The 22,647-nt window shown below is 45.9% G+C and carries 16 protein-coding genes and 1 pseudogene; 13 read left to right on the top strand and 4 right to left on the bottom strand.

All coding sequences use genetic code 11. The annotated features are described in order from the left end of the window. Nucleotides 1-145 precede the first annotated feature (145 nt). The 3 genes from AAGA51_RS00890 to AAGA51_RS00880 all read left to right on the top strand — a co-directional run bounded on the left by AAGA51_RS00890 (nucleotide 146) and on the right by AAGA51_RS00880 (nucleotide 4,252). The gene (locus tag AAGA51_RS00890) at nucleotides 146-1,453 is read left to right on the top strand and encodes an anaerobic C4-dicarboxylate transporter (protein ID WP_042484899.1); all 1,308 of its coding nucleotides are present in this window, start codon (nucleotides 146-148) and stop codon (nucleotides 1,451-1,453) included. Between the two features lie 191 nt (nucleotides 1,454-1,644). After that, the gene (locus AAGA51_RS00885; RefSeq protein WP_415679601.1) at nucleotides 1,645-3,447 is read left to right on the top strand and encodes a protein-disulfide reductase DsbD; all 1,803 of its coding nucleotides are present in this window, start codon (nucleotides 1,645-1,647) and stop codon (nucleotides 3,445-3,447) included. Between the two features lie 175 nt (nucleotides 3,448-3,622). Beyond that, nucleotides 3,623-4,252, top strand: coding sequence for a response regulator (locus tag AAGA51_RS00880; protein WP_042484894.1), 630 nt, complete (start codon nucleotides 3,623-3,625; stop codon nucleotides 4,250-4,252). Nucleotides 4,253-4,266: 14 nt separating this feature from the next. Here the strand turns inward: AAGA51_RS00880 and AAGA51_RS00875 are convergent, their stop codons facing one another. Then, complete coding sequence (locus AAGA51_RS00875; protein WP_042484891.1) at nucleotides 4,267-6,012, bottom strand: potassium/proton antiporter; 1,746 nt, start codon at nucleotides 6,010-6,012, stop codon at nucleotides 4,267-4,269. Between the two features lie 378 nt (nucleotides 6,013-6,390). Here AAGA51_RS00875 and AAGA51_RS00870 point away from each other — a divergent pair, with 378 nt between their 5' ends. After that, complete coding sequence (locus AAGA51_RS00870; protein ID WP_020329362.1) at nucleotides 6,391-6,657, top strand: DUF4212 domain-containing protein; 267 nt, start codon at nucleotides 6,391-6,393, stop codon at nucleotides 6,655-6,657. A 12-nt stretch (nucleotides 6,658-6,669) separates the two neighbouring features. Next, nucleotides 6,670-8,333 (top strand): annotated as a pseudogene (locus AAGA51_RS00865) (sodium:solute symporter family protein). 95 nt (nucleotides 8,334-8,428) lie between these two features. Here AAGA51_RS00865 and AAGA51_RS00860 read toward each other — a convergent pair. Further along, the gene (locus AAGA51_RS00860) at nucleotides 8,429-9,100 is read right to left on the bottom strand and encodes a 7-cyano-7-deazaguanine/7-aminomethyl-7-deazaguanine transporter (RefSeq protein ID WP_042484887.1); all 672 of its coding nucleotides are present in this window, start codon (nucleotides 9,098-9,100) and stop codon (nucleotides 8,429-8,431) included. Between the two features lie 397 nt (nucleotides 9,101-9,497). Between AAGA51_RS00860 and gmk the strand changes: the two genes are divergently transcribed. From gmk to AAGA51_RS00830, 6 genes are all read left to right on the top strand, one after another. Then, on the top strand, nucleotides 9,498-10,121 hold the full coding sequence (gmk, locus tag AAGA51_RS00855; protein WP_042484885.1) for a guanylate kinase: 624 nt from the start codon (nucleotides 9,498-9,500) through the stop codon (nucleotides 10,119-10,121). A gap of 97 nt (nucleotides 10,122-10,218) precedes the next feature. Then, nucleotides 10,219-10,491 carry a DNA-directed RNA polymerase subunit omega gene (gene rpoZ / locus AAGA51_RS00850; RefSeq protein ID WP_004728487.1) on the top strand — a complete coding sequence of 91 codons (273 nt, stop codon included), beginning with the start codon at nucleotides 10,219-10,221 and terminating at the stop codon, nucleotides 10,489-10,491. A gap of 41 nt (nucleotides 10,492-10,532) precedes the next feature. Next, a complete protein-coding gene (gene spoT, locus AAGA51_RS00845; RefSeq protein ID WP_042484881.1) occupies nucleotides 10,533-12,653 on the top strand; it encodes a bifunctional GTP diphosphokinase/guanosine-3',5'-bis pyrophosphate 3'-pyrophosphohydrolase in 2,121 nt (706 codons plus the stop codon). Nucleotides 12,654-12,769: 116 nt separating this feature from the next. Beyond that, nucleotides 12,770-13,456, top strand: coding sequence for a tRNA (guanosine(18)-2'-O)-methyltransferase TrmH (trmH, locus tag AAGA51_RS00840; protein WP_042484880.1), 687 nt, complete (start codon nucleotides 12,770-12,772; stop codon nucleotides 13,454-13,456). Between the two features lie 67 nt (nucleotides 13,457-13,523). Beyond that, complete coding sequence (gene recG / locus AAGA51_RS00835; RefSeq protein WP_042484876.1) at nucleotides 13,524-15,602, top strand: ATP-dependent DNA helicase RecG; 2,079 nt, start codon at nucleotides 13,524-13,526, stop codon at nucleotides 15,600-15,602. Between the two features lie 221 nt (nucleotides 15,603-15,823). After that, entirely contained in the window at nucleotides 15,824-17,230 is a 1,407-nt protein-coding gene (locus AAGA51_RS00830) for a uracil-xanthine permease family protein (protein WP_042484872.1), read from the top strand. A 70-nt stretch (nucleotides 17,231-17,300) separates the two neighbouring features. Here AAGA51_RS00830 and envZ read toward each other — a convergent pair whose 3' ends face one another. Together envZ and ompR are read right to left on the bottom strand one after the other, a co-directional pair. Continuing rightward, nucleotides 17,301-18,605, bottom strand: coding sequence for a two-component system sensor histidine kinase EnvZ (envZ, locus tag AAGA51_RS00825; protein WP_042484870.1), 1,305 nt, complete (start codon nucleotides 18,603-18,605; stop codon nucleotides 17,301-17,303). 193 nt (nucleotides 18,606-18,798) lie between these two features. After that, a complete protein-coding gene (gene ompR, locus AAGA51_RS00820; RefSeq protein ID WP_042484867.1) occupies nucleotides 18,799-19,518 on the bottom strand; it encodes a two-component system response regulator OmpR in 720 nt (239 codons plus the stop codon). 152 nt (nucleotides 19,519-19,670) lie between these two features. Between ompR and greB the strand changes: the two genes are divergently transcribed. After that, a complete protein-coding gene (greB, locus tag AAGA51_RS00815; protein ID WP_042484864.1) occupies nucleotides 19,671-20,147 on the top strand; it encodes a transcription elongation factor GreB in 477 nt (158 codons plus the stop codon). Nucleotides 20,148-20,248: 101 nt separating this feature from the next. Further along, on the top strand, nucleotides 20,249-22,624 hold the full coding sequence (locus AAGA51_RS00810) for a Tex family protein (RefSeq protein ID WP_042484862.1): 2,376 nt from the start codon (nucleotides 20,249-20,251) through the stop codon (nucleotides 22,622-22,624). The last annotated feature ends 23 nt before the right edge of the window (nucleotides 22,625-22,647 follow it).

Raw genomic sequence — 22,647 nt, 5'->3', positions numbered from 1 at the left:
AAGCGCTACGAGTCAGTGATTCAAACAAAGGGTTCTGATAAAGAACCTTTTATAGTAAAAAAAACTGTAAAAACAAATTGATAAAAATAACTGCAACGGACTGCAAACCAATATTTCTTTTTCATTTACTAAACGAGGTATCACTATGGTTTGGGTCGAGCTATTAGTCGTTCTTCTCTTCATCTTTGTAGGGGCACGCATTGGCGGCATTGGTATTGGCTTAGCAGGTGGTGCAGGTGTTATTGCACTTTCTCTGGGTCTTGGTGTACCAACCAGCCAAGCATATATTCCTGTTGATGTCATTCTTATCATCATGTCTGTAATCACAGCAATTGCTGCGATGCAAGTGGCTGGTGGTATGGATTGGCTGGTACAGATTGCAGAAAACTTCCTGCGCAAAAATCCACAACGTATTACGTTTTATGCGCCAATTGTAACGTTCATCATGACTTTGATGGCTGGTACAGGTCATACCGCGTTCTCAACTCTTCCAGTGATTGCTGAAGTTGCAAAAGGACAAGGGGTTCGTCCATCACGCCCTCTTTCTATTGCAGTTGTTGCATCACAAATCGCTATCACAGCTTCACCAATCTCTGCGGCTGTTGTTGCTTTTGCAGCAATGCTTACTCCGTTTGGCGTTGATTACTTAACGCTTTTAGCTGTGTGTATTCCAACGACGTTTGCGGCTTGTATGGTTGGTGCGCTTGTTTCTAATTTCATGGGCGGTGAGTTGAAAAATGATCCTGTTTACCAAGACCGTTTAGAGAAAGGCTTGATTAAACTTGCCGATAAACAGCAACGTACTATTTTGCCAACAGCGAAAACAGCGACTTATATTTTCCTAGCGGCTATTGGTTTCGTTGTTTGCTACGCAGCAGCAATCTCTAAATCTGTTGGTTTGATTGAAAACCCAGCTTTAGGCCGTAACGAAGCAATTATGACAGTAATGCTGGCAGCAGCGGCACTGATCGTATTAGTCACTAAGATTGATGCAGCGAAAATTTCAAGTGCACCAACATTCCGTTCAGGTATGACTGCATGTGTGTGTGTACTGGGTGTGGCTTGGTTAGGTTCAACCTTCGTAAATGCTCACGTTGCAGACATCAAAGATGTGGCTGGCGCACTATTGGCTGAAAATCCATGGATGCTGGCTATCGTATTGTTCTTTGCTTCTATGCTGCTTTACTCACAAGGTGCAACCACAGTGGCACTAATGCCTGCGGCTCTAGCAATCGGTGTGGCTCCTCTTACAGCCGTCGCATCTTTCGCAGCGGTTAGTGCTCTGTTTGTTCTGCCAACTTACCCAACGCTACTTGCTGCGGTTGAGATGGATGACACGGGTTCAACGCGCATTGGTAAGTATGTGTTCAACCACCCATTCTTCATTCCAGGTGTGGCGACAATTGCTTCAGCAGTAACATTCGGCTTCCTATTTGGCGGACTATTCATCTAGTTCTGACAAGTCTGTTAAAAGCCAGATAAGAAATAACCCGCGAGGTTCAAACAACTTAAAGTTGGATGAATTCGCGGGTTTTGTTTTACTTAGATGAAACTTATTCGCTCTCATCTCGGTCTGATTGAGGTAATATGGCACAATAAGTTGTCGCCTGTGCCATTCACTCTCAACCAGAAATTGATTAGATGATACGTAAATTTTTCTATTTTTTGCTACTGACACTACCTGTATTTAGCCATTCAGCATTTGCTGTATTCGGTAACAACAATACACTTTCGGTGAGTAATGACGGCAATAAGTTTGTCCCTATTGATCAAGCTTTCTCGTTTAATACCTTCCAGCAAGGCGATCGCCTTTTCGTTGACTGGCAAGTAAAAGATGGCTACTACTTATATCAAGATCGCATCACAATCAGTGCTGAAAACGTCATATTAGGTGACTATGAACTGGTTGATGGCGAGCCTTATCATGATGAATTCTTTGGTGATGTCACCATCTACACCACACCGCTTTCTATTGAGCTGCCATTGAGTGACTACCAACTTGGTGCGCGTATTATCGTTCAATATCAGGGATGTGCTAAAGCAGGTTTCTGCTATCCACCAGAAACACGAGTGGTGGAAATCAGTAAGTTCGACTTTTCACAACCTGTTGATTCTGAGAAAACTGCCGCCGGGCAAAATAACAATACACAAAACCAGTCACAGCCTGTGAGCATTAAAAATGCACCGATTTCAGAACAAGACTCGTTAGCTGGCAAACTGTCACAAAACTGGTGGACACCTTTACTGTTCTTAGCATTAGGCGTTGGTTTGGCTTTCACACCATGTGTTCTGCCTATGTACCCGATTTTGACGGGTATCGTTTTAGGTAATGGGCAGTTAACTCATAAACGAACCTTGTTATTGAGCGTGGTTTACGTTCAAGGTATGGCGCTGACCTACACTCTATTAGGTTTGATTGTTGCTTCTGCTGGTTTGCAATTTCAGGCTGCGCTCCAACACCCTTATGTTTTGGTTGGCCTGAGCGTAATGTTTGTGTTACTCGCACTGTCAATGTTTGGCTTGTACACACTTCAATTGCCAAGCTCATTGCAAACTTGGTTAAGCAATCTGAGCAATCAACAACGAGGTGGCCGTCTTGCAGGCGTTTTTGCTATGGGCGCAATTTCTGGCTTAGTGTGTTCACCATGCACAACCGCACCGCTCTCTGGTGCTTTACTCTATGTGGCGCAAAGTGGTGATTTACTTACCGGTGGTGTCGCGCTTTATGCACTGGCTATTGGGATGGGTATTCCACTGATTCTGGTCGCCGTCTTTGGTAACCGCTTGTTGCCGAAAGCAGGCGCTTGGATGGGCAAAGTAAAAACCGCGTTTGGTTTCATTCTTCTTGCTGCACCGATCTTCCTGCTGGAACGATTACTGCCAGAAATCTGGGCAACAGCACTTTGGTCTGCACTGGGCTTCACTGCATTTGCTTGGCTCTATCATGTTAAAAACAGCTTACCTTTTGGTGGCTGGAAACAGAGTACGCTCGGTATCATTGCGATTCTTGGATTACTGGCCTCAGCTCAGCCTGCTTTGAATTACTGGTTTAATGGTGCTCAGACAGAACAGCAGCAATCAACCATCAGCTTCAAGCGCATTGCGAATGTAGATGAACTGAACGCTGAACTGGAAAAAGCCAAATTAGCGGGTAAGGCAGTGATGCTCGACTTCTACGCCGATTGGTGTGTGGCGTGTAAAGAGTTCGAAAAATACACCTTCCACCAGCCAGATGTTGAACAAAAACTGAAAGATGTCGTGCTACTGCAGGCAGACGTCACTCGCAATCAGCCACAAGATATCGAACTACTTAAACAGATGGATGTGCTTGGCTTACCCACCATCGAGTTTTGGAACGATAAGGGCGAGAGAGTACCGAATGCGCGAATAACAGGTTTCATGCAAGCAGAGCGTTTTTTACAACACCTAAAAGACCATCAGATCTAAATTTTCATCTCCTCACGCGACAAGGTTTGACCCTATACGTCAAACCTTGTTGTGGTATTCATCTTCATGCAGATAAAAACTGGATATAGTTCAGACTTTTAGTCTATGGACATTGTTCCAAACCTCAAACCAGACAATAATTTATTTAACGTAATTGTTAAAAGTGTTTAACGTCATGGATTCGACATACACCATCATCATCGCTGATGATCACCCGCTGTTTCGAAACGCATTGTTTCAATCCGTCCATATGGCGATAAGCGGTGCAAATTTGCTTGAAGCAGACTCTTTAGATGCTTTACTCAAACTACTTGAAAAAGATCCTGAACCGGACTTACTGCTGCTGGACCTTAAAATGCCCGGCGCTAATGGCATGTCTGGCCTTATTCAATTACGTGCGGAATATCCGGATTTACCGATTGTAGTGATCTCTGCCAGCGAAGAGTCTTCTGTGGTATCACAGGTGAAGAGCCATGGTGCGTTCGGTTTTATTCCTAAATCCAGTGACATGCGCGCTTTGATCAGCGCTTTAAATCAGGTACTTAACGGTGAACCCTACTTCCCTGAAGGCCTGATTACCAACAACGAAGCCTGTGATGATCTGGCGGGTAAAATTGCCACCTTAACACCTCAGCAGTACAAGGTGCTTGGTATGCTTTCTGACGGCTTGCTGAATAAGCAAATTGCCTATGAGTTGAATGTTTCGGAAGCCACAATCAAAGCTCATATGACAGCGATCTTCCGAAAACTGGGAGTAAAAAGTAGGACTCAGGCGGTTATTTTACTCAAAGAGCTGAACAACTAATCACGTGTCCAACGTTACTCGCTTGACTCAACAACGTCTTCCTCGGCTGGCAAACGCAAACCTACTTTAGTTACTTGCCAGTCGACAACATCTGCAACCACCCAATGTAATCCATACCACTCAAAGTGGTCACCTAGTACTGGGGTTGTACCCAAATGTTCTGTCACTAAATCCTTTAGTGTCATATCAGCGCGGAATGGACCTAATTCCAGACCGTATATCATCGCAACATCAACCAGTTTCGAGTCTACATCTAGGAAGAAATCACCAAAGAAGCGTGCGAAGGACTCTTTCATCGGCGCTTCACTAAACAGCTGGCTCAACGCGGTCAAATCTTTCTCTTGAGCAACAACACAAAGAATATCGCCGGATTCTAATCGAGTACTACCGGAAGGATGAAGTAAGGCTTTGTCGCGGAACAATGCCGCAATTCGCGTCCCCTCAGGCATAAAGAGATTACGAATTGGCTCGCCGATACACCATTTTTCCTTCTTTAGCTGATAAACAAACAGTTCCCACTCACTGGTTGGAAAGATCTCAAGCCCAGAGCGCGAAATGGGTTCAGGTTTCGAAGGCAGCTCCACTTTCGCCAGACTCATTGCCTTAGTCAAAGAGCCACCTTGAACTATCAGCGATACCATCACTACGAAGAAGGCCAAATTGAAGTAAAGCTTAGCATCCGGTAAACCCGCCATCATAGGGAACACCGCAAGAATGATCGGTACTGCGCCGCGCAATCCTACCCATGAAATGAACCATTTCTCTCTTGAGGTGAAGCTTTTAAACGGCAGCAAACTTATCCAAACTGAAATCGGTCGAGCAAACAGAATCATACCAAACGCTAATGCGAGGCCCGGCAGTGCAATGGTTAACAAGTTTGTCGGAGTAACCAACAAACCAAGCACAAGGAACATGCTAATTTGTGCCAGCCATGTCATGCCATCCAACACGTTTAAAATTGAATGGCGGCTGCGGGTTGGTCGGTTTCCTAACAGTAGGCCCACCAGATAAATGGACAGAATCCCACTGCCACCAAGTGCATTCGCCAGAGCAAAAATGATCAGTCCACCGCTCACGGTAAGAATGGAATACAGACCTTCTGGGAGCTTAGTCGTGTTAATAACTTTCCATAGTAACCAACCACCAGATAGCCCTAATACCGCCCCCACTCCAAACTGCTGAACGAAGTTAAGTGCTAGGAAACTGACACTGAAATCACCGCTAACGCTGCCCAGAATGGCAATCATTGTGACGGTTAAAAACACCGCCATCGGATCGTTAGTTCCCGACTCTATTTCTAGAGTAGCCCCCACACGTTCATTGAGACTGCGTCCTTTGAGCAAGGAGAATACAGCGGCAGCGTCGGTCGAGCCTACAATAGCGCCGACCAGGATGCCCTGCATCAGCGACAGATCAAACAACCAAGTGGCTAATGCACCTGTAATCAAAGTGGTCAAAGCGACACCAAAGGTCGCTAACGAAACCGAGGGCCAGAAAGCAACTTTAAAACTCGCTACTCGCGTTCTCATACCACCATCAAGGAGGATAATTGCAAGAGCCAAGTTGCTGACTAAATACGCTAACGGATAATTATCAAATAGTATTCCTCCGGGCCCGTCTTCACCCGCAAGCATGCCAACGGCAAGAAACACCAATAAAATCGGAATACCCAATTTCGAAGATACAGGGCTGAGCAGTACACTCAGCGCGATCAACAGTGCACCAACTAGAAAAAAGCCGTTTATCGTTATCGCATCCAATCTTTCACCTTTCCAACTGACTCAAACGTTTATAGATACATATTTATTATGCTCTCCATTGTGCACATTTTTATTACCTACGTCAGAAAAGTCTGTGTAAATAATTGCAACGTTTTCTCCCTCATTATCATTAGTCGTCAATGCCTGTTACTTACACAGTTATTTCCCCACTTCTGCACTCCGACCTTATACTTTCGGCTAATTTAACAGTTAATTAACATTCAAAAAGCAAACAGAAACAAACCAAAACCACATAAATACAATAAGTTATAAATAAAAATTTACAGACTAAAGTTGCACAGATCTCTTGCCTTAACACTGCTAATGTATAAATCGTAACATTACGTTAACACAACACTTAACAGGAAGGAGAAGGCCATGGCGTTCGAATCTACAGAACATGCTCAAGCCTACTGGAAAGAAAACTTGGGGATTATGGGATCACTGCTCGCAGTGTGGTTCTTGGTGTCTTATGGCGCAGGCGTTTTATTCGTTGATGCGCTAAATAGCATTCATTTAGGCGGCTTTAAGCTTGGATTCTGGTTTGCACAACAGGGCTCAATCTACACATTCGTCGCTTTAATCTTTATTTACGTTGCGCGCATGAACTCGCTCGACAAGAAATATAACGTGCATGAAGACTAAGAGGTTTTAGAAATGGATATTCAAACTTGGACGTTTATTCTTGTTGGTCTCTCTTTTGCTCTCTACATTGGCATCGCCATTTGGGCTCGAGCGGGATCAACCAGTGAATTCTATGTCGCTGGCGGCGGTGTACACCCTGTAGCGAACGGTATGGCGACAGCCGCAGACTGGATGTCAGCAGCATCTTTCATCTCAATGGCAGGTATCATCTCATTCATCGGTTACGATGGTGCGGTTTACCTAATGGGTTGGACAGGCGGCTACGTTCTATTGGCTCTATGTTTAGCACCTTACCTACGTAAATTTGGTCAGTTCACTGTGCCAGATTTCATCGGTGAACGTTACTACTCGAAAACTGCTCGTATGGTAGCGGTATTCTGTGCGATCTTCATTTCGTTTACTTACGTTGCAGGCCAAATGCGCGGTGTAGGCGTAGTGTTCTCTCGCTTCCTAGAAGTAGACATTAACGTTGGTATCGTTATCGGTATGGCGATTGTGTTCTTCTACGCTGTACTTGGTGGCATGAAAGGCATCACTTATACGCAGGTAGCTCAGTTCTGTGTTCTCATTTTCGCCTTCCTTGTACCTGCAATCTTTACGTCAATCATGATGACAGGCAATCCACTACCACAAATTGGTATGGGTTCAACCATCGCAGGAACCGATGTTTATCTTCTTGATAAGCTAGATGGTCTAACGCAAGAACTTGGCTTTACTCAGTACACTGAAGGCAGCAAGAGCATGGTGGATGTATTCTTCATCTGTGCTGCACTGATGGTGGGTACTGCGGGTCTTCCACACGTAATCATTCGCTTCTTCACAGTACCAAAAGTACGTGATGCGCGTATCTCTGCGGGTTGGGCGCTACTGTTTATCTCGCTACTTTATACTACTGCACCAGGCGTTGCTGCGTTTGCTCGCGTAAACCTAATCGAAACGATTAACGGTCCTGATATGCAAGGTGTTCCTGCTGAACAAGCACCAAGCTGGTATAAAAACTGGGAAAGCACTGGTCTAGTTAAATGGGAAGATAAAAACGCCGATGGTCGTATGTTCTACTCTGGTGACGCTCGTAACGAGATGAACATCAACCGCGACATCATCGTACTAGCTTCTCCTGAGTTGGCTAATTAGCTGCAGCACTATCTACAGCAGCAGGTCTACTACTAGTAATCTCTACATCTATCTCTCATGACTTGTTGAAGAAAGGCTTCAAGCCAAACATGACCGATAAACAAGAACTGCTCGCCGCTCGTCTGGCTGCAATTGTGGCTATCGTTGGCGCAGGTTACTTGGGCATCAACCCTCCGGGCTTCGTAGCGCAGGTGGTCGCCTTCGCCTTCGGCTTGGCCGCGGCATCCTTCTTCCCTGCCATCATCTTGGGTATTTTCTACAAGAAGATGAACAAAGAAGGTGCTATCGCAGGTATGGTTGCAGGTATCGTGTTCACAGCGGCGTACATCATCTACTTCAAGTTCATTAACCCAGCAGCAAGTACACCTGACAACTGGTTCTTCGGCATCAGCCCAGAAGGTATCGGTACTCTAGGTATGTGTTTGAACTTTGTGGTCTCTATTGTGGTGAATAAATTCACTGCAGAAGTACCAACTGAAGTACAAGACATGGTTGAGTCAATCCGCTTCCCTAAAGGTGCAGGCACAGCTCACGACCATTAATACGCAAAAAGGTTGAGCGACAGCGTCTCAACTCTTGCGATAACAAAAAAGCCCAAAGCATTGCTTTGGGCTTTCTCTTTTTCGTTCGGTGCAAATTAAGCGTTAGCATCCACCGCAGTAAAACTTGGATTTACAGTGGTCAGTTTGCGGATCAGGTAGTTCAGCAAAACACCATACATAGGCACAAACAAACCAAGGCTAATCACCAGTTTAAAGCCGTAATCGACTAAAGCGATTTCCGTCCAGTGCTGCGCCATAAATGGATCTGGGCTTTGGTAGAATGCAATACCGAAGAAAGCGACAGTATCTAAAGCATTACCAAATAGTGTTGATGCGGTCGGTGCTACCCACCACTGCTTCATTTGACGCAAGCGGTTAAACACATGTACATCCATGATCTGACCAAGTAGATAAGCCATAAAACTTGCAATCGCGATACGCGCGACAAACATGTTTAACTCGCTTAATGGGGCTAAACCTTGGAACTGACCTTCATAGAACACTACGGAAAGCAGATACGACACCACAAGTGAAGGCAGCATCACGTAAAAAATGATTTTACGCGCAAGGCCAGCACCAAAAATACGTACCGTTAAGTCAGTCGCTAAGAAGATAAATGGAAAAGTGAAAGCGCCCCAAGTGGTATGCAAACCGAATACGGTAAATGGGATTTGTACCAGATAATTACTTGATGCAATGATCATTAAGTGGAACAAAACCAGAAATGTCAGGGCTTTGCGCTGTTGCGCAGGGGTAAAGTTACTCATATTGTACCTTTTTAGTTTGATTTGGGGGCGAGGGAACCCAAATGAAGCTTGCGCTTCTCACTGATTGTCATTCGGAAGATTTACCTCTCCCGAGCTAAGGGCGGCGATTATACATTAATCAATTTTGCCTGCAATAGTTCACAAAATAGCAAACGTTTTCCAACCGCCGTTAAATATATAAGCTTGGTATGGTTAGAAATAATGACGTTGACGGGTCAATAATTGCGCCACTTTTGACCTTTTCCTTGAGAAGATCCTCAAGATCATGCTAATCTTCCGCTCCATTTTTCTAGCCTAAATTTCGTCAATTCGATGAAATAGTTAAGCTAGTGCTATCTTTAAGAGTGTCGGAGCACAATCCGATCACGCAATCCCAAACCAAAGTGGAACCAAATAAATGGGCAAAGGTACTCTGTATATTGTCTCTGCACCAAGCGGCGCAGGTAAATCAAGCTTGATCGCAGAAATGTTGGAACACAATCCAGCCTATGCGATGAAAGTATCCGTGTCGCACACTACTCGTGGTATGCGTCCGGGTGAGCAAGATGGTGTTCACTACCATTTTGTGCAGAAGGAACACTTTGAAGCGTTGATCGAAAAAGGCGAATTTCTGGAATACGCAGAAGTCTTTGGTAACTACTACGGTACTTCACGTGTCTGGATTGAAGAGACCCTTAATAAAGGTATTGATGTCTTCTTAGATATCGACTGGCAAGGTGCTCGCCAAATCCGTGAGCAAATGCCAAAAGCGAAGAGTGTCTTTATTCTTCCGCCTTCAAACGGCGAGTTAGAACGTCGTTTGAATGCACGTGGCCAAGACAGCGAAGCTGTTATTGCTAAGCGTATGGCAGAAGCTAAATCTGAAATTTCTCACTACCACGAATACGACTACATCATCATCAATGATGACTTCGATACCGCCCTAACCGATTTTAGAGCGATCATTCGTGCAGAGCGATTAAAGCAAGATAAGCAAGCTGAAAAATACAAAGGTATGCTTAAAGCACTACTCGCAGAGTAATTAAACGTATTATTAACAACCCTACTAGCTAGAAACCGCTACCGTAAGGTTGTATACTTTCTCGTCATTCAACATTTTTGTTTATATTGGAGTTCTCATGGCACGCGTAACTGTTCAAGACGCTGTTGAAAAAGTTGGCAACCGTTTCGACCTAGTTCTGATTGCGGCTCGCCGCGCTCGTCAAATGCAAACTGGTGGTAAAGATTCACTTGTGCCTGAAGAGAACGATAAGCCAACGGTTATCGCTCTTCGTGAAATCGAAGAAGGTCTTATCACTAAAGACGTACTTGACGCTCGTGAGCGTCAAGAGCAGCAAGAGCAAGAAGCAGCTGAATTAGCAGCAGTGAGCAGCATTGTTCACAACCGTTAATCCCTGCAAGTAAGAAAATAGACAACTCTCGGGCCTATAATTTGTATCTATTCGATAGCCTCAAAGACGTTGCCCAGGAATATCTCACAGAGCCTCAACTTGAGGCTCTGCGCCAATCTTATATAGTGGCAAGAGATGCCCACGAAGGGCAAACCCGCTCAAGCGGCGAACCTTATATTATCCATCCAGTGGCAGTAGCTCGAATTCTGGCTGAAATGCGCTTGGATTTGGAAACACTACAAGCAGCCCTCCTTCACGACGTTATCGAAGACTGTGATGTCACCAAAGAAGATTTAGAAGCTCAATTTGGTCAAGCCGTAGCTGAACTGGTTGACGGTGTATCTAAGCTCGACAAACTAAAGTTCCGCGATCGCAAAGAAGCTCAAGCAGAGAACTTCCGCAAAATGGTTCTTGCTATGGTGCAAGACATCCGCGTGATTCTTATTAAGCTCTCCGACCGCACGCATAACATGCGCACGCTAGGCGCTCTTCGTCCGGATAAAAAACGTCGAATTGCCCGAGAAACCCTAGAGATTTACGCACCACTCGCCCACCGTTTAGGTATTCACAACATAAAAACTGAGTTAGAAGAACTGGGTTTTGAAGCGTTATATCCAAACCGTTATCGGGTTCTGAAAGAAGTCGTAAAAGCGGCACGTGGTAACCGTAAAGAGATGATCCAACGTATTCACAGTGAGATCGAAGGCCGCTTACAAGAAGTTGGCTTACCGGCTCGTGTGTTTGGTCGTGAGAAAAACCTCTTCTCCATCTACAACAAGATGAAGACCAAAGAGCAGCGTTTCCACACCATTATGGATATCTATGCGTTTCGTGTTGTGGTTGATAGCGCTGACACCTGTTACCGAGCACTCGGCCAAGTACACAGCTTGTATAAACCACGTCCGGGTCGCATGAAAGACTATATTGCGGTTCCGAAAGCGAATGGCTATCAGTCTCTGCATACCTCGATGGTCGGTCCACACGGCGTTCCGGTTGAAGTTCAGATTCGAACCGAAGACATGGATCAAATGGCAGACAAAGGTGTGGCAGCACACTGGTCATATAAAGCCAATGGTGACCGCACTGGCACCACTGCACAGATTAAAGCTCAGCGCTGGATGCAAAGCTTACTTGAGCTACAACAAAGCGCAGGTAACTCGTTCGAATTTATCGAAAACGTTAAGTCTGATCTCTTCCCTGATGAGATTTACGTCTTCACTCCTAAAGGTCGTATCGTTGAACTGCCTGTTGGCGCAACCGCGGTAGACTTCGCGTATGCGGTACATACCGACGTGGGTAACACCTGTGTGGGTACTCGCGTTGACCGCAATCCGTACCCATTAAGCAAGCCTCTGAAAAACGGACAAACTGTTGAAATTATCAGTGCTCCGGGTGCGCGTCCAAATGCAGCCTGGCTTAACTACGTAGTGACTTCACGTGCTCGTACTAAGATCCGTCAGGTTCTGAAAACCATGCGTCGTGAAGAATCGGTCAGCTTGGGTCGTCGCCTGCTTAATCATGCCTTGGGTGAAGAGTCAATCACTACTATCAGCCAAGAGAGCATTCAGCATGTTCTCAGCGATCTGAAACTTTCCAGCGTTGATGATTTGTTAGCCGCGATTGGTCTTGGCGAACTGATGAGTATCGTGATTGCCCGTCGTCTGCTAGGCAATGCTGATGAATTAACAGAAGTAGAAAGCAAAGACGGTCAACCTAAGAAGAAACTGCCTATCCGAGGTGCAGAGGGTATTCTGTTAACCTTCGCTAACTGTTGTCACCCTATTCCGGATGACCACATTATTGCGCACGTTTCTCCGGGGCGTGGACTTGTCGTGCACCGTGAAACCTGTCCTAACGTACGCGGGCATCAGAAAGAGCCTGATAAGTACATGGCAGTGGAATGGACCAAAGATTACGATCAGGACTTCATCACTGAACTGAAAGTCGATATGCAAAACCGCCAAGGCGCGCTAGCTGAATTGACCAATGTAATTTCCAAGACAGGCTCCAATATTCATGGTCTGTCGACAGAAGAACGTGATGGTCGTCTGTACACAGTAACTGTGGTACTTACCACCAAAGATCGTGTTCATCTTGCTGGCATTATGAAGAAAATTCGTGCAATGCCAAACGCACCGAAGGTGAGACGCAGAAGGCACTAATAGCGCCGATGCTCAAGTAACCTAACGATGTAGCCCTTGATATGGCCTATCAAGGGCTTTTTTATTTTATGTGGTAAGCCTTTTCTAACCACAGACTAAAGCATAGAAAATTTGTTATGAACTTAGAACGTTACACTCGAATTCAAGAAGTGCTCAAAGCACGCCAACCTGATCTGACCGTATGTTTAGAAGAAGTACACAAGCCGAATAACGTCTCCGCGGTCATTCGTACTGCCGATGCAATTGGATTGCACAAAATCCATGCGGTTTGGCCGAGCAAACAAATGCGTACTCTTGGTCATACCTCAGCAGGCGCTCGTAACTGGGTCGAAGTGGACACTCATGACAATATTCAAGATGCAGTAAAAGCGCTAAAAGCACAGAACATGCAGGTATTAGTCACCAACCTTTCAGAAACTGCCATAGACTTTCGTGAAATTGACTACACCAAACCGACAGCAATTATCGTGGGTAGTGAAAAAGTGGGTATATCAAAGCAAGCTCTTGAGCTGGCCGATCAAGACATCGTTATCCCTATGGTTGGAATGGTGCAATCACTCAATGTTTCTGTTGCTAGCGCACTGATTCTGTATGAAGCACAACGTCAACGCCAAGCTGCGGGCATGTATCAGCAAGAAAAAAGCCCGCTTCCTGAAGAAACCATTCACCGAATTCTATTTGAACGTGGCCACCCTGTATTAGCCAAAGTGGCTAAACGCAAAAAGCTGCCTTACCCACCTCTGGATGACGAAGGTCAAATTGTTGCGAATGAATCTTGGTGGAAAGCGATGCAGAGCAAATAATTCCCCTGTACAAAAACACAGCTTAATGTTTGAATAACCCTTATTTCAAACAGCTAAATGGTTGATTATGTCCCAGCTTTTATCTGCAATTCCATTAACCTCACTTTCCGGAGTGGGCGCAAAAGTGGCCGAAAAACTGGAGAAAGTTGGGCTTACTACAGTACAAGATTTACTGTTCCACCTGCCGCTACGTTATGAAGATCGCACTCGAATCTACCCGATTGTAAAACTGCACCCAGGCCTTTGGGCAGCGGTGCAAGGTAAAGTGATGGCGGTCGATACCACCTTCGGCCGTCGCAAAATGCTGACTGTAAAAATAAGCGACGGAAACGGCACACTTACTCTGCGCTTCTTCAACTTTACCGCTGGGATAAAAAACAACTTTACCGAAGGTAAGTTAGTACACGCTTACGGCGAAATAAAGCGTGGCAATACAGGGTTGGAAATCATCCATCCTGAATATAAGTTTTACTTTCCAGAACAGAAACCCGATGTCGAAGCCAATCTAACTCCGGTCTACCCAACCACTGAAGGTCTGCGTCAGCTCACTCTGCGCAACCTGACTGATCAGGCGCTATCTCTACTTGATAAGGCAGCAGTGCAAGAACTGCTTCCATCCGGTTTATACGATCATCAAATAACTCTGGCGCAAGCGCTGCATACCATTCATCGCCCGCCATCGGATATCGATTTAAGTCTTTTTGATGATGGTCGCCATCCAGCGCAGATTCGTTTAATTATGGAAGAACTACTGGCACAGAACCTTTCAATGTTGGCAGTTCGCAGTAAAGGACAGCAAGATGTTGCCCTTCCTCTTAAAGCCTCTGACACGCTGAAAAATCAATTGCTGGAACAATTACCTTTTTCACCAACCAATGCCCAGACTCGCGTGGTTAACGAGATAGAAGCAGACCTTGCGAAACCTCACCCAATGATGCGTTTAGTCCAAGGGGATGTAGGTTCAGGTAAAACACTGGTTGCGGCACTGGCAGCAGCAAGAGCGATTGAAAACGGCTACCAAGTCGCTTTGATGGCACCAACAGAGTTGCTCGCAGAGCAGCACGCCATTAATTTCAGCCAGTGGTTTGAAGCTATGGGTATCAAGGTTGGCTGGTTAGCAGGCAAACTCAAAGGCAAAGCCAAAGAAGCCGAGCTCGCGCGTATTGCCAGTGGCGAAGTAAAAATGGTAGTGGGTACTCACGCACTGTTTCAAGAGCACGTGGTATTCGATCATTTAGCCTTGGTGATTATCGATGAGCAGCACCGTTTTGGTGTCCACCAGCGTTTGGAACTACGCGAAAAAGGCGCTAAACAAGGCGCGTATCCGCATCAATTGATCATGACAGCAACCCCTATTCCTCGAACGCTGGCGATGACAGCGTATGCGGATTTGGAAACCTCAATTATCGATGAACTTCCTCCGGGCAGAACACCGATTCAAACCGTCGCAATTCCGGATACCAAACGCGGTGATATCGTTGAACGAGTACGTAATGCTTGTCTGAATGAAGGTAAGCAAGCTTATTGGGTATGTACTCTGATTGATGAATCAGAAGTCTTGGAGGCGCAAGCCGCAGCAGACACTGCGGAAGAGCTGCAACGCAAACTGCCTAATGTCAAAATCGGTTTAGTTCACGGCAGAATGAGACCTGCCGAGAAGCAACAGGTCATGCAGGCATTCAAAAATAATGAGCTGCATCTTCTGGTCGCCACCACTGTGATTGAAGTGGGTGTTGATGTTCCCAACTCAAGCTTGATGATCATCGAAAACCCAGAGAGACTTGGTTTAGCCCAGCTCCACCAGCTGCGTGGTCGTGTTGGCCGAGGCTCTGTTGCCAGTCATTGTGTACTTCTGTACCACGCGCCACTTTCAAAAACAGCGCAAAAACGCCTAGGTGTACTGCGCGAAAGTAACGATGGATTTGTTATCGCGCAACGAGATTTGGAAATTCGTGGTCCCGGTGAACTACTCGGTACCAAGCAAACCGGTTTGGCTGACTTCAAAATTGCAGATTTAGTGCGAGATCAACGCTTAATTCCAGAAGTTCAGCGCATAGCTCGTCATATTCACGATAACTACCCAACAAACGCAACCGCAATTATTGATCGTTGGCTTGGCGAACGAGACGTTTACGCGAAAGCTTAACCCTTGAATTTATTCATCATATTTTCCTTTGCGCCAACTTAAAGCAAACGTTTGCTTTTTACAGTTATTACTCTATAATCGCCGCAAAATTTAGCCTTATATTTTTTAAGACTAATTTCCAGAGCGGAATCTGATTAACAGCAATCACAGACAACCATTCTGCTCCACAAGCAATGCCCATTCAGCGCATTTTTGTGTACGACTCAATTAGGAAAATAAAAATGACAACCGAAAACGCGGCTCGTAAGTCCGATCTTGTCTATCAACTCAATGACAGACCACCTTTGCCACACACTTTATTCGCTGCTCTTCAGCACCTGCTAGCTATGTTTGTAGCTGTTATCACGCCATCCCTTATTATTTGCCAAAGTTTAGGCGTACCAGCAGCAGAAACAAACACCATCATCAGCATGTCACTGTTTGCCTCAGGTGTGTCTTCTTTCATTCAAATTCGAACCATTGGTCCTATCGGCTCTGGCTTGCTGTCGATTCAAGGCACCAGCTTTAACTTCTTAGGTCCAATCATTGGTGCTGGCTTAGCGCTTAAAGCTGGCGGCGCAGATATTCAAACTATGATGGCCGCTATTTTCGGTACTATCCTTGTTGCTTCCTCTGCTGAAATTCTGCTTTCTCGTGTATTGGAATTCGCTCAGCGCGTTATCACTCCGCTGGTATCAGGCATTGTGGTGACATTGATCGGTTTGACTCTGATTCAAGTAGGCTTAGTCTCTATGGGTGGTGGTTACGCAGCGATGGGTGACGGCACTTTTGGCAGCCTAGATAAACTTGCCCTTGCGGGAACCGTTCTTGCCATCATCGTTCTGCTTAACCGCGCTCGCAACCCATACATTCGCGTAGCGTCTATTGTGATTGCGATGGTTGTTGGCCTCGCCTTGGCTTATTTCATGGGTATGGTTGATACCAGCAAAATGAGTGACACAGCGCTTATCGCTCTGCCTGTACCAATGCAATATGGCTTAAGTTTCGACTGGTCGCTGTTTATTCCATTGGTGCTGATTTTCCTAATCACGGCATTGGAAGCGATCGGAGATATTACTGCTACATCTGAAGTTTCTGGTGAACCAGTGAAAGGTCCGGTTTACATGAAGCGTATCAAAGGTGGTGTATTGGCAGATGGTCTCAACTCTGCACTTGCTGCGGTATTCAACAGCTTTCCGAACTCAACCTTTAGTCAGAACAATGGTGTGATTCTACTGACTGGCGTTGCTAGCCGTTATGTCGGTTACTTTATCGCTGGTATGTTAGTGCTGCTAGGTTTGTTCCCAGGAGTGGCTAGCTTTGTACAGCTGATTCCAGAACCGGTATTAGGCGGAGCGACCATCGTAATGTTCGGGACTATCGCCGCAGCGGGTATTCGCATCATCGCTCGTGTGGATTTAGATCGCCGAGCCATTCTGATCATGGCTCTGTCATTTTCTATGGGTCTTGGCATTGCTCAGAAACCAGAAATTCTGCAGTTCATGCCTGACTTTGTGAAAAGCATTTTCTCAACAGGTGTCGCCGCTGGCGGTATCACAGCAATTTTGTTGAACCTTCTGCTACCAGAAACGAAACCAGCAAGAAAAGAACAGCCAGAACAAGAGCTTGAACAAGCTTTAGATTCGTAATCTGTAATCTTGAAATAAGAAAAAGGCTCGCGTTTATGCGAGCCTTTTTCTTGTATATTCAGTTAATTAGCTATTTAGTTGGAAAACTAATCTGAGCACGTAAGCCGCCTTCGCTGCGATTACTCACCACCACAGAGCCTCTGTGCTGACTGATAATACGCTTAACAATGGCTAACCCCAGACCTGTGCCTTCACTGCCCCTAGCCGTATCACCACGAGTAAATGGTTCAAACACCTTATTCACCTGACTTGGTTCAATACCGGGGCCGTTATCCTCAACACACACCCAAACCATACTGTTGTCCGCAGTCACGCCAGAGCTGACTCTCACCCAGCCGTTACCGTAACGAACGGCATTCACCACCAAGTTACTGACCGCACGCTTAATCGCGATGGGGTTACCAAACGCATTCGCTTTGCCTTTGTGCAGTTCGACTTCGATTTGAACTTCGTATCCCCCTTCAGAGCTTGCCACGTCCTGCGCAATATCATTCACGTTGACGACTTCGAAGGTCTGCTTATTCACTGGCTTTAAATAATCCATAAACTGGCTGATAATCTCATTGCACTCTTCAGTGTCACTGATGATCCCTTCTGCCAGATAGCTGTCTTCCGGTGACATCATTTCTGTGGCAAGACGAATACGAGTGAGCGGTGTACGCAAGTCGTGACTGATACCCGCCATCAACAAGGCTCTATCTTCTTCCAAAGCCTGAATGCCTTTTGACATCTGATTGAATGCTCTCGTTACTGAGCGAATTTCAGAAGCGCCTCTTTCAGGCAATGGCGGCGGAACCTCCCCGCGGCCAACAGCTTGTGCCACTTTTTCCAAAGCGATTAGCGGCCTGTTCTGCATCCGGATAAACAACCAGCCGCCAAAAATAATCATTAATGCCATGATAATGCTGTTACGGAATAGAGGAGAAAAATCTTTTTCACGTAACTCAGATAAAGGAATTCGAAGTAATTGTCCCGGTATCGCCTCGATTTTCATCCACAAAACATAACTTTCTGCACCAGACATCATACGAACTTCCGTGGGCGAACCCAGTTCCAGACTCATATCTTCGCTCATTAGATCAATACTAACTGCATGCTCAAATTCACTGGCAATTGGGCTGTCTTCAGGATGAATGGTCACCCCAAGTTGTTCGAGAACACGACGACGTAAAAGTGCATCCATCGGCACGCCCGTATCTTGATTGACCGTATCATCAAGCATCAGGTTGATTTCATGACTGAGGATTTTGTTGAACTGCTTTAAGCTTGGCATCAGCGCGTAATTAAAAACGGCGTAATACGAGTAAACCTGACTGGCAATGAGCAGGCTTAAAAAGAGAAGAATGGATTGAGTAAACGAGCTACGAATACGCATATTTTGCCTATGTTTTTATCGACGAGTTGTTCAAACTGCTTTGACAGACCGGTGTGACATACAGCCCGAAGTCACATACTGATTGTTGCAGACAGAGGTTTACCGTCAGGCGCGCCTAGAGAAGAGAGATAACACGCGCCATTGAGTTTAATCAGCCGACGCGTGGATACAGCAGCATAAGTTAAACTTACGCTTAGTTTAATTTACCGTCGGGAACGAATACATAACCTAAGCCCCACACAGTCTGAATGTAGCGTGGTTTGCTTGGGTCAACTTCCAGCATACGTCGTAAACGTGAAATTTGTACGTCAATTGAGCGTTCCATTGCTGAATATTCACGACCACGAGCCATGTTCATCAACTTATCACGAGATAACGGCTCACGCGCATTCATTACCAGCGCTTTCAGTACGGCGAATTCACCTGAGGTCAAAGGCATTGGCTCTTCACCACGGAACATTTCACGGGTACCTAGGTTCAGACGGAATTCACCGAACTCGACCAACGACTCTTCAGAGCTTGGCGCTCCCGGCGCTTCAATAGTCTGACGACGCAATACCGCTTTAAGGCGCGCTAATAGCTCACGCGGGTTAAAAGGCTTGGTCAGGTAATCATCCGCACCAATTTCTAAACCAACGATACGGTCGATCTCATCGCCTTTTGCAGTCAGCATCAGAATAGGAATCATATTGTTTGAATTGCGCAGACGACGACAGATAGATAATCCGTCTTCCCCAGGCAACATCAGATCCAGCACCATGATATGGAAGGTTTCACGAGTTAATAGGCGGTCCATTTGCTCACTGTTCGCAACACTTCTAACTTGGAAGCCTTGCTCAGATAAGTAACGTTCCAACAGCGCACGCAGACGTGCATCGTCATCGACCACTAAGACTTTAAAGTTTTCTTGCATTTACGCCCTACCTATTTCGTTATTCGACCCCATACACTTCTGGGATAGTGAAATGTAACACCGTTCTGACGAAAGTAATTCAAAGAATTGTTAACGTTTATTTCTTTTTTAGCTAATGTAGCAGCCAGTTGCAATTACCATAAGTCAGGAACATGAAGACAAACCTTATTACACGTGAAGGCTTTGATCGTCTAAAAAAAGAACTGGATACATTATGGCGCGAAGAACGCCCTGAAGTAACAAAAAAAGTGACTTGGGCAGCCAGCCTAGGTGACCGCAGCGAGAACGCTGACTACCAGTACAACAAGAAACGATTGCGTGAAATAGACCGTCGTGTTCGATACCTGCGCAAACGTCTTGAGCAGGTGAAAGTCGTCGACTACTCACCTCAACAGGAAGGCAAAGTGTTCTTTGGCGCTTGGGTAGAGATTGAAAATGAGAATGGCGATTCAAAAGCATTTCGTATAGTCGGTCCTGATGAAATCTACGGCGATGCGAAAGGTTATATTTCCATTGATTCGCCTATGGCTCGTGCACTGCTGAAAAAAGAGGTGGACGATGAGTTTGTTGTTCACACACCTGAAGGACCGAAAGAGTGGTTTGTAAACTCTATTCGCTACCAAGATTAATATTTTCAAACAGTGAAGCCGCATATAGTTCAAGACTGGAAATTTCGGCTTCACAGCCCCATATAGCCCTATTAGTACCAATGAATTAAAGAGATCTACGGATGAGCAAAGCTATCTGCCAATTGATTGCCAATGAGCTAAACGTTCGCTCAGAGCAAGTCATCGCAGCCGTCAACCTAATTGATGATGGCAACACAGTTCCTTTTATCGCTCGTTACCGTAAGGAAGTGACTGGTGGTCTGGATGATACCCAACTGCGTACTCTGGATAGTCGCCTCTCTTATTTGCGTGAACTTGAAGACCGCCGTCAAACCATTCTTAAATCGATTCAGGATCAGGGTAAACTGACACCTGAATTAGAGAAAGCCATTTCTGAAACCGACAGCAAAACCCGCCTTGAAGATCTGTATCTGCCATACAAACCAAAACGTCGAACCAAAGGTCAGATCGCGATCGAAGCAGGTTTAGAACCTTTAGCAGACAAGCTTTGGAATGAGCCACAGACAGACCCAGAATCTGAAGCTGCGCGCTATATTGCCGTAGATAAAGGTATCGAAGACACCAAAGCGGCTCTGGACGGTGCTCGCGCCATCATCATGGAACGTATTGCTGAAGATGCTGACTTGCTGGAGAAAATCCGCCGTCACTTGACTCGTAATGCTGAGCTGGTTTCTCGCGTGGTTGCAGGAAAAGAGCAAGAAGGTGAGAAATTCAAAGACTACTTTGAGCACCAAGAGCCTGTGAGCAAAGTGCCGTCTCACCGCGCGTTGGCAATGCTTCGAGGACGTAACGAAGGTTTCTTAACTCTGACTCTAAATGCAGATCCAGAGCTTGAAGAAACCGCACGTCAGTCTCATTGTGAAACCATTATTGCGGAACATTACGGCATTCATTTGAGCCAAGCACCAGCAGACACATGGCGCAAGCAAGTCATTAGCTGGGCATGGCGTATCAAGGTTTCTATGCATATGGAAACCGAGCTAATGGGCACAATGAAAGAGCGTGCTGAGATCGAAGCAATCAACGTCTTCGCAACTAACCTGAAAGACCTGCTCATGGCGGCACCTGCTGGCCCTCGCGCTACCTTAGGTTTAGACCCGGGTTTACGAACTGGCTGTAAAGTGGCGGTGGTTGATTCAACCGGTAAAGTGCTTGCGACCGATACCATTTACCCGCACCAACCGCAAAACCAATATGACCGTGCAATGCAGACTGTGTCGGCATTAGTCAAAAAACATAACGTAGATTTGATTGCGATTGGTAACGGTACTGCTTCTCGTGAAACCGATGCCTTTGCGGCTGAGATGATCAAACGTGATGGTCTGAAAGTGCAAAAAATCATGGTCAGCGAAGCGGGCGCTTCGGTTTATTCTGCCTCTGAGTTAGCAGCAAAAGAATTTCCGAATATGGATGTGTCTTTGCGCGGTGCAGTATCAATTGCTCGTCGTCTACAAGACCCTCTGGCTGAGTTGGTGAAAATTGATCCGAAATCAATCGGTGTCGGTCAATATCAGCACGATGTGAGCCAATCTCTATTGGCAAAACGTCTGGACGCGGTTGTTGAAGACTGTGTAAACGCCGTCGGCGTAGATGTGAATACCGCTTCTCCAGCTCTGTTAACTCGTGTTGCTGGCCTTTCAACTGTGCTAGCGCAGAACATTGTCGACTACCGTGATGAAAATGGTCGTTTCAATGCCCGTACTGATCTTAAGAAGGTCGCACGTTTAGGACCTAAAGCTTATGAGCAGTGTGCTGGCTTCTTGCGCATTATGAATGGCAAGAACCCGCTTGATGCATCAGCAGTGCACCCTGAAGCCTATCCTGTGGTGAAAAACATTGCTGAAAAAAACAAGCAAGACATTAAAGCTTTGATTGGTAACAGTGATTTCCTCAGTCGTTTACGTGCCGTGGATTACACCGATGAAAACTTTGGTGTGCCAACCGTTAGCGACATCATTAAAGAGCTTGATAAGCCGGGACGCGACCCTCGTCCTGAGTTTAAAACAGCCACTTTTGCTGATGGTGTTACCAAAGTTTCTGATCTTGAACCGGGTATGGTGCTGGAAGGCGTCGTGTCTAACGTGGCGAACTTTGGTGCCTTTGTGGACATTGGTGTTCACCAAGATGGCTTAGTGCATATCTCTGCGCTGACCGATCGTTATGTATCCGATCCACGTGAAGTGGTGAAAGCTGGCGATATCGTTAAAGTCAAAGTGATGGAAGTAGATGTCCAGCGTAAACGTATCGCGCTTTCTATGCGCCTGAACGATGAACCGGGTCAAGACAGTCGTCCAGCTCGATCTGACAACGCTCAGCCAAGGAACGATCAACCTAAGGGGAATCAACCTAGAGGCAATCAACCACGCGGAAACAACCGTTCTTCCCAAGGGAATGGATCTGTTCGTGGTCGTAATGAATCTCAAGGTGGTGGATTTAATAGCGCCTTTGCAGACGCTTTTGCTAAAGCGAAGCGCTAACACTGATAGGTGAACACGTAGCG

Source organism: Vibrio diazotrophicus (assembly GCF_038452265.1).
Taxonomy (GTDB): Bacteria; Pseudomonadota; Gammaproteobacteria; order Enterobacterales; family Vibrionaceae; genus Vibrio; species Vibrio diazotrophicus.
The sequence above is the reverse complement of the archived record's forward strand: the minus strand, read 5'-3'. Positions and strand labels throughout refer to the sequence as shown.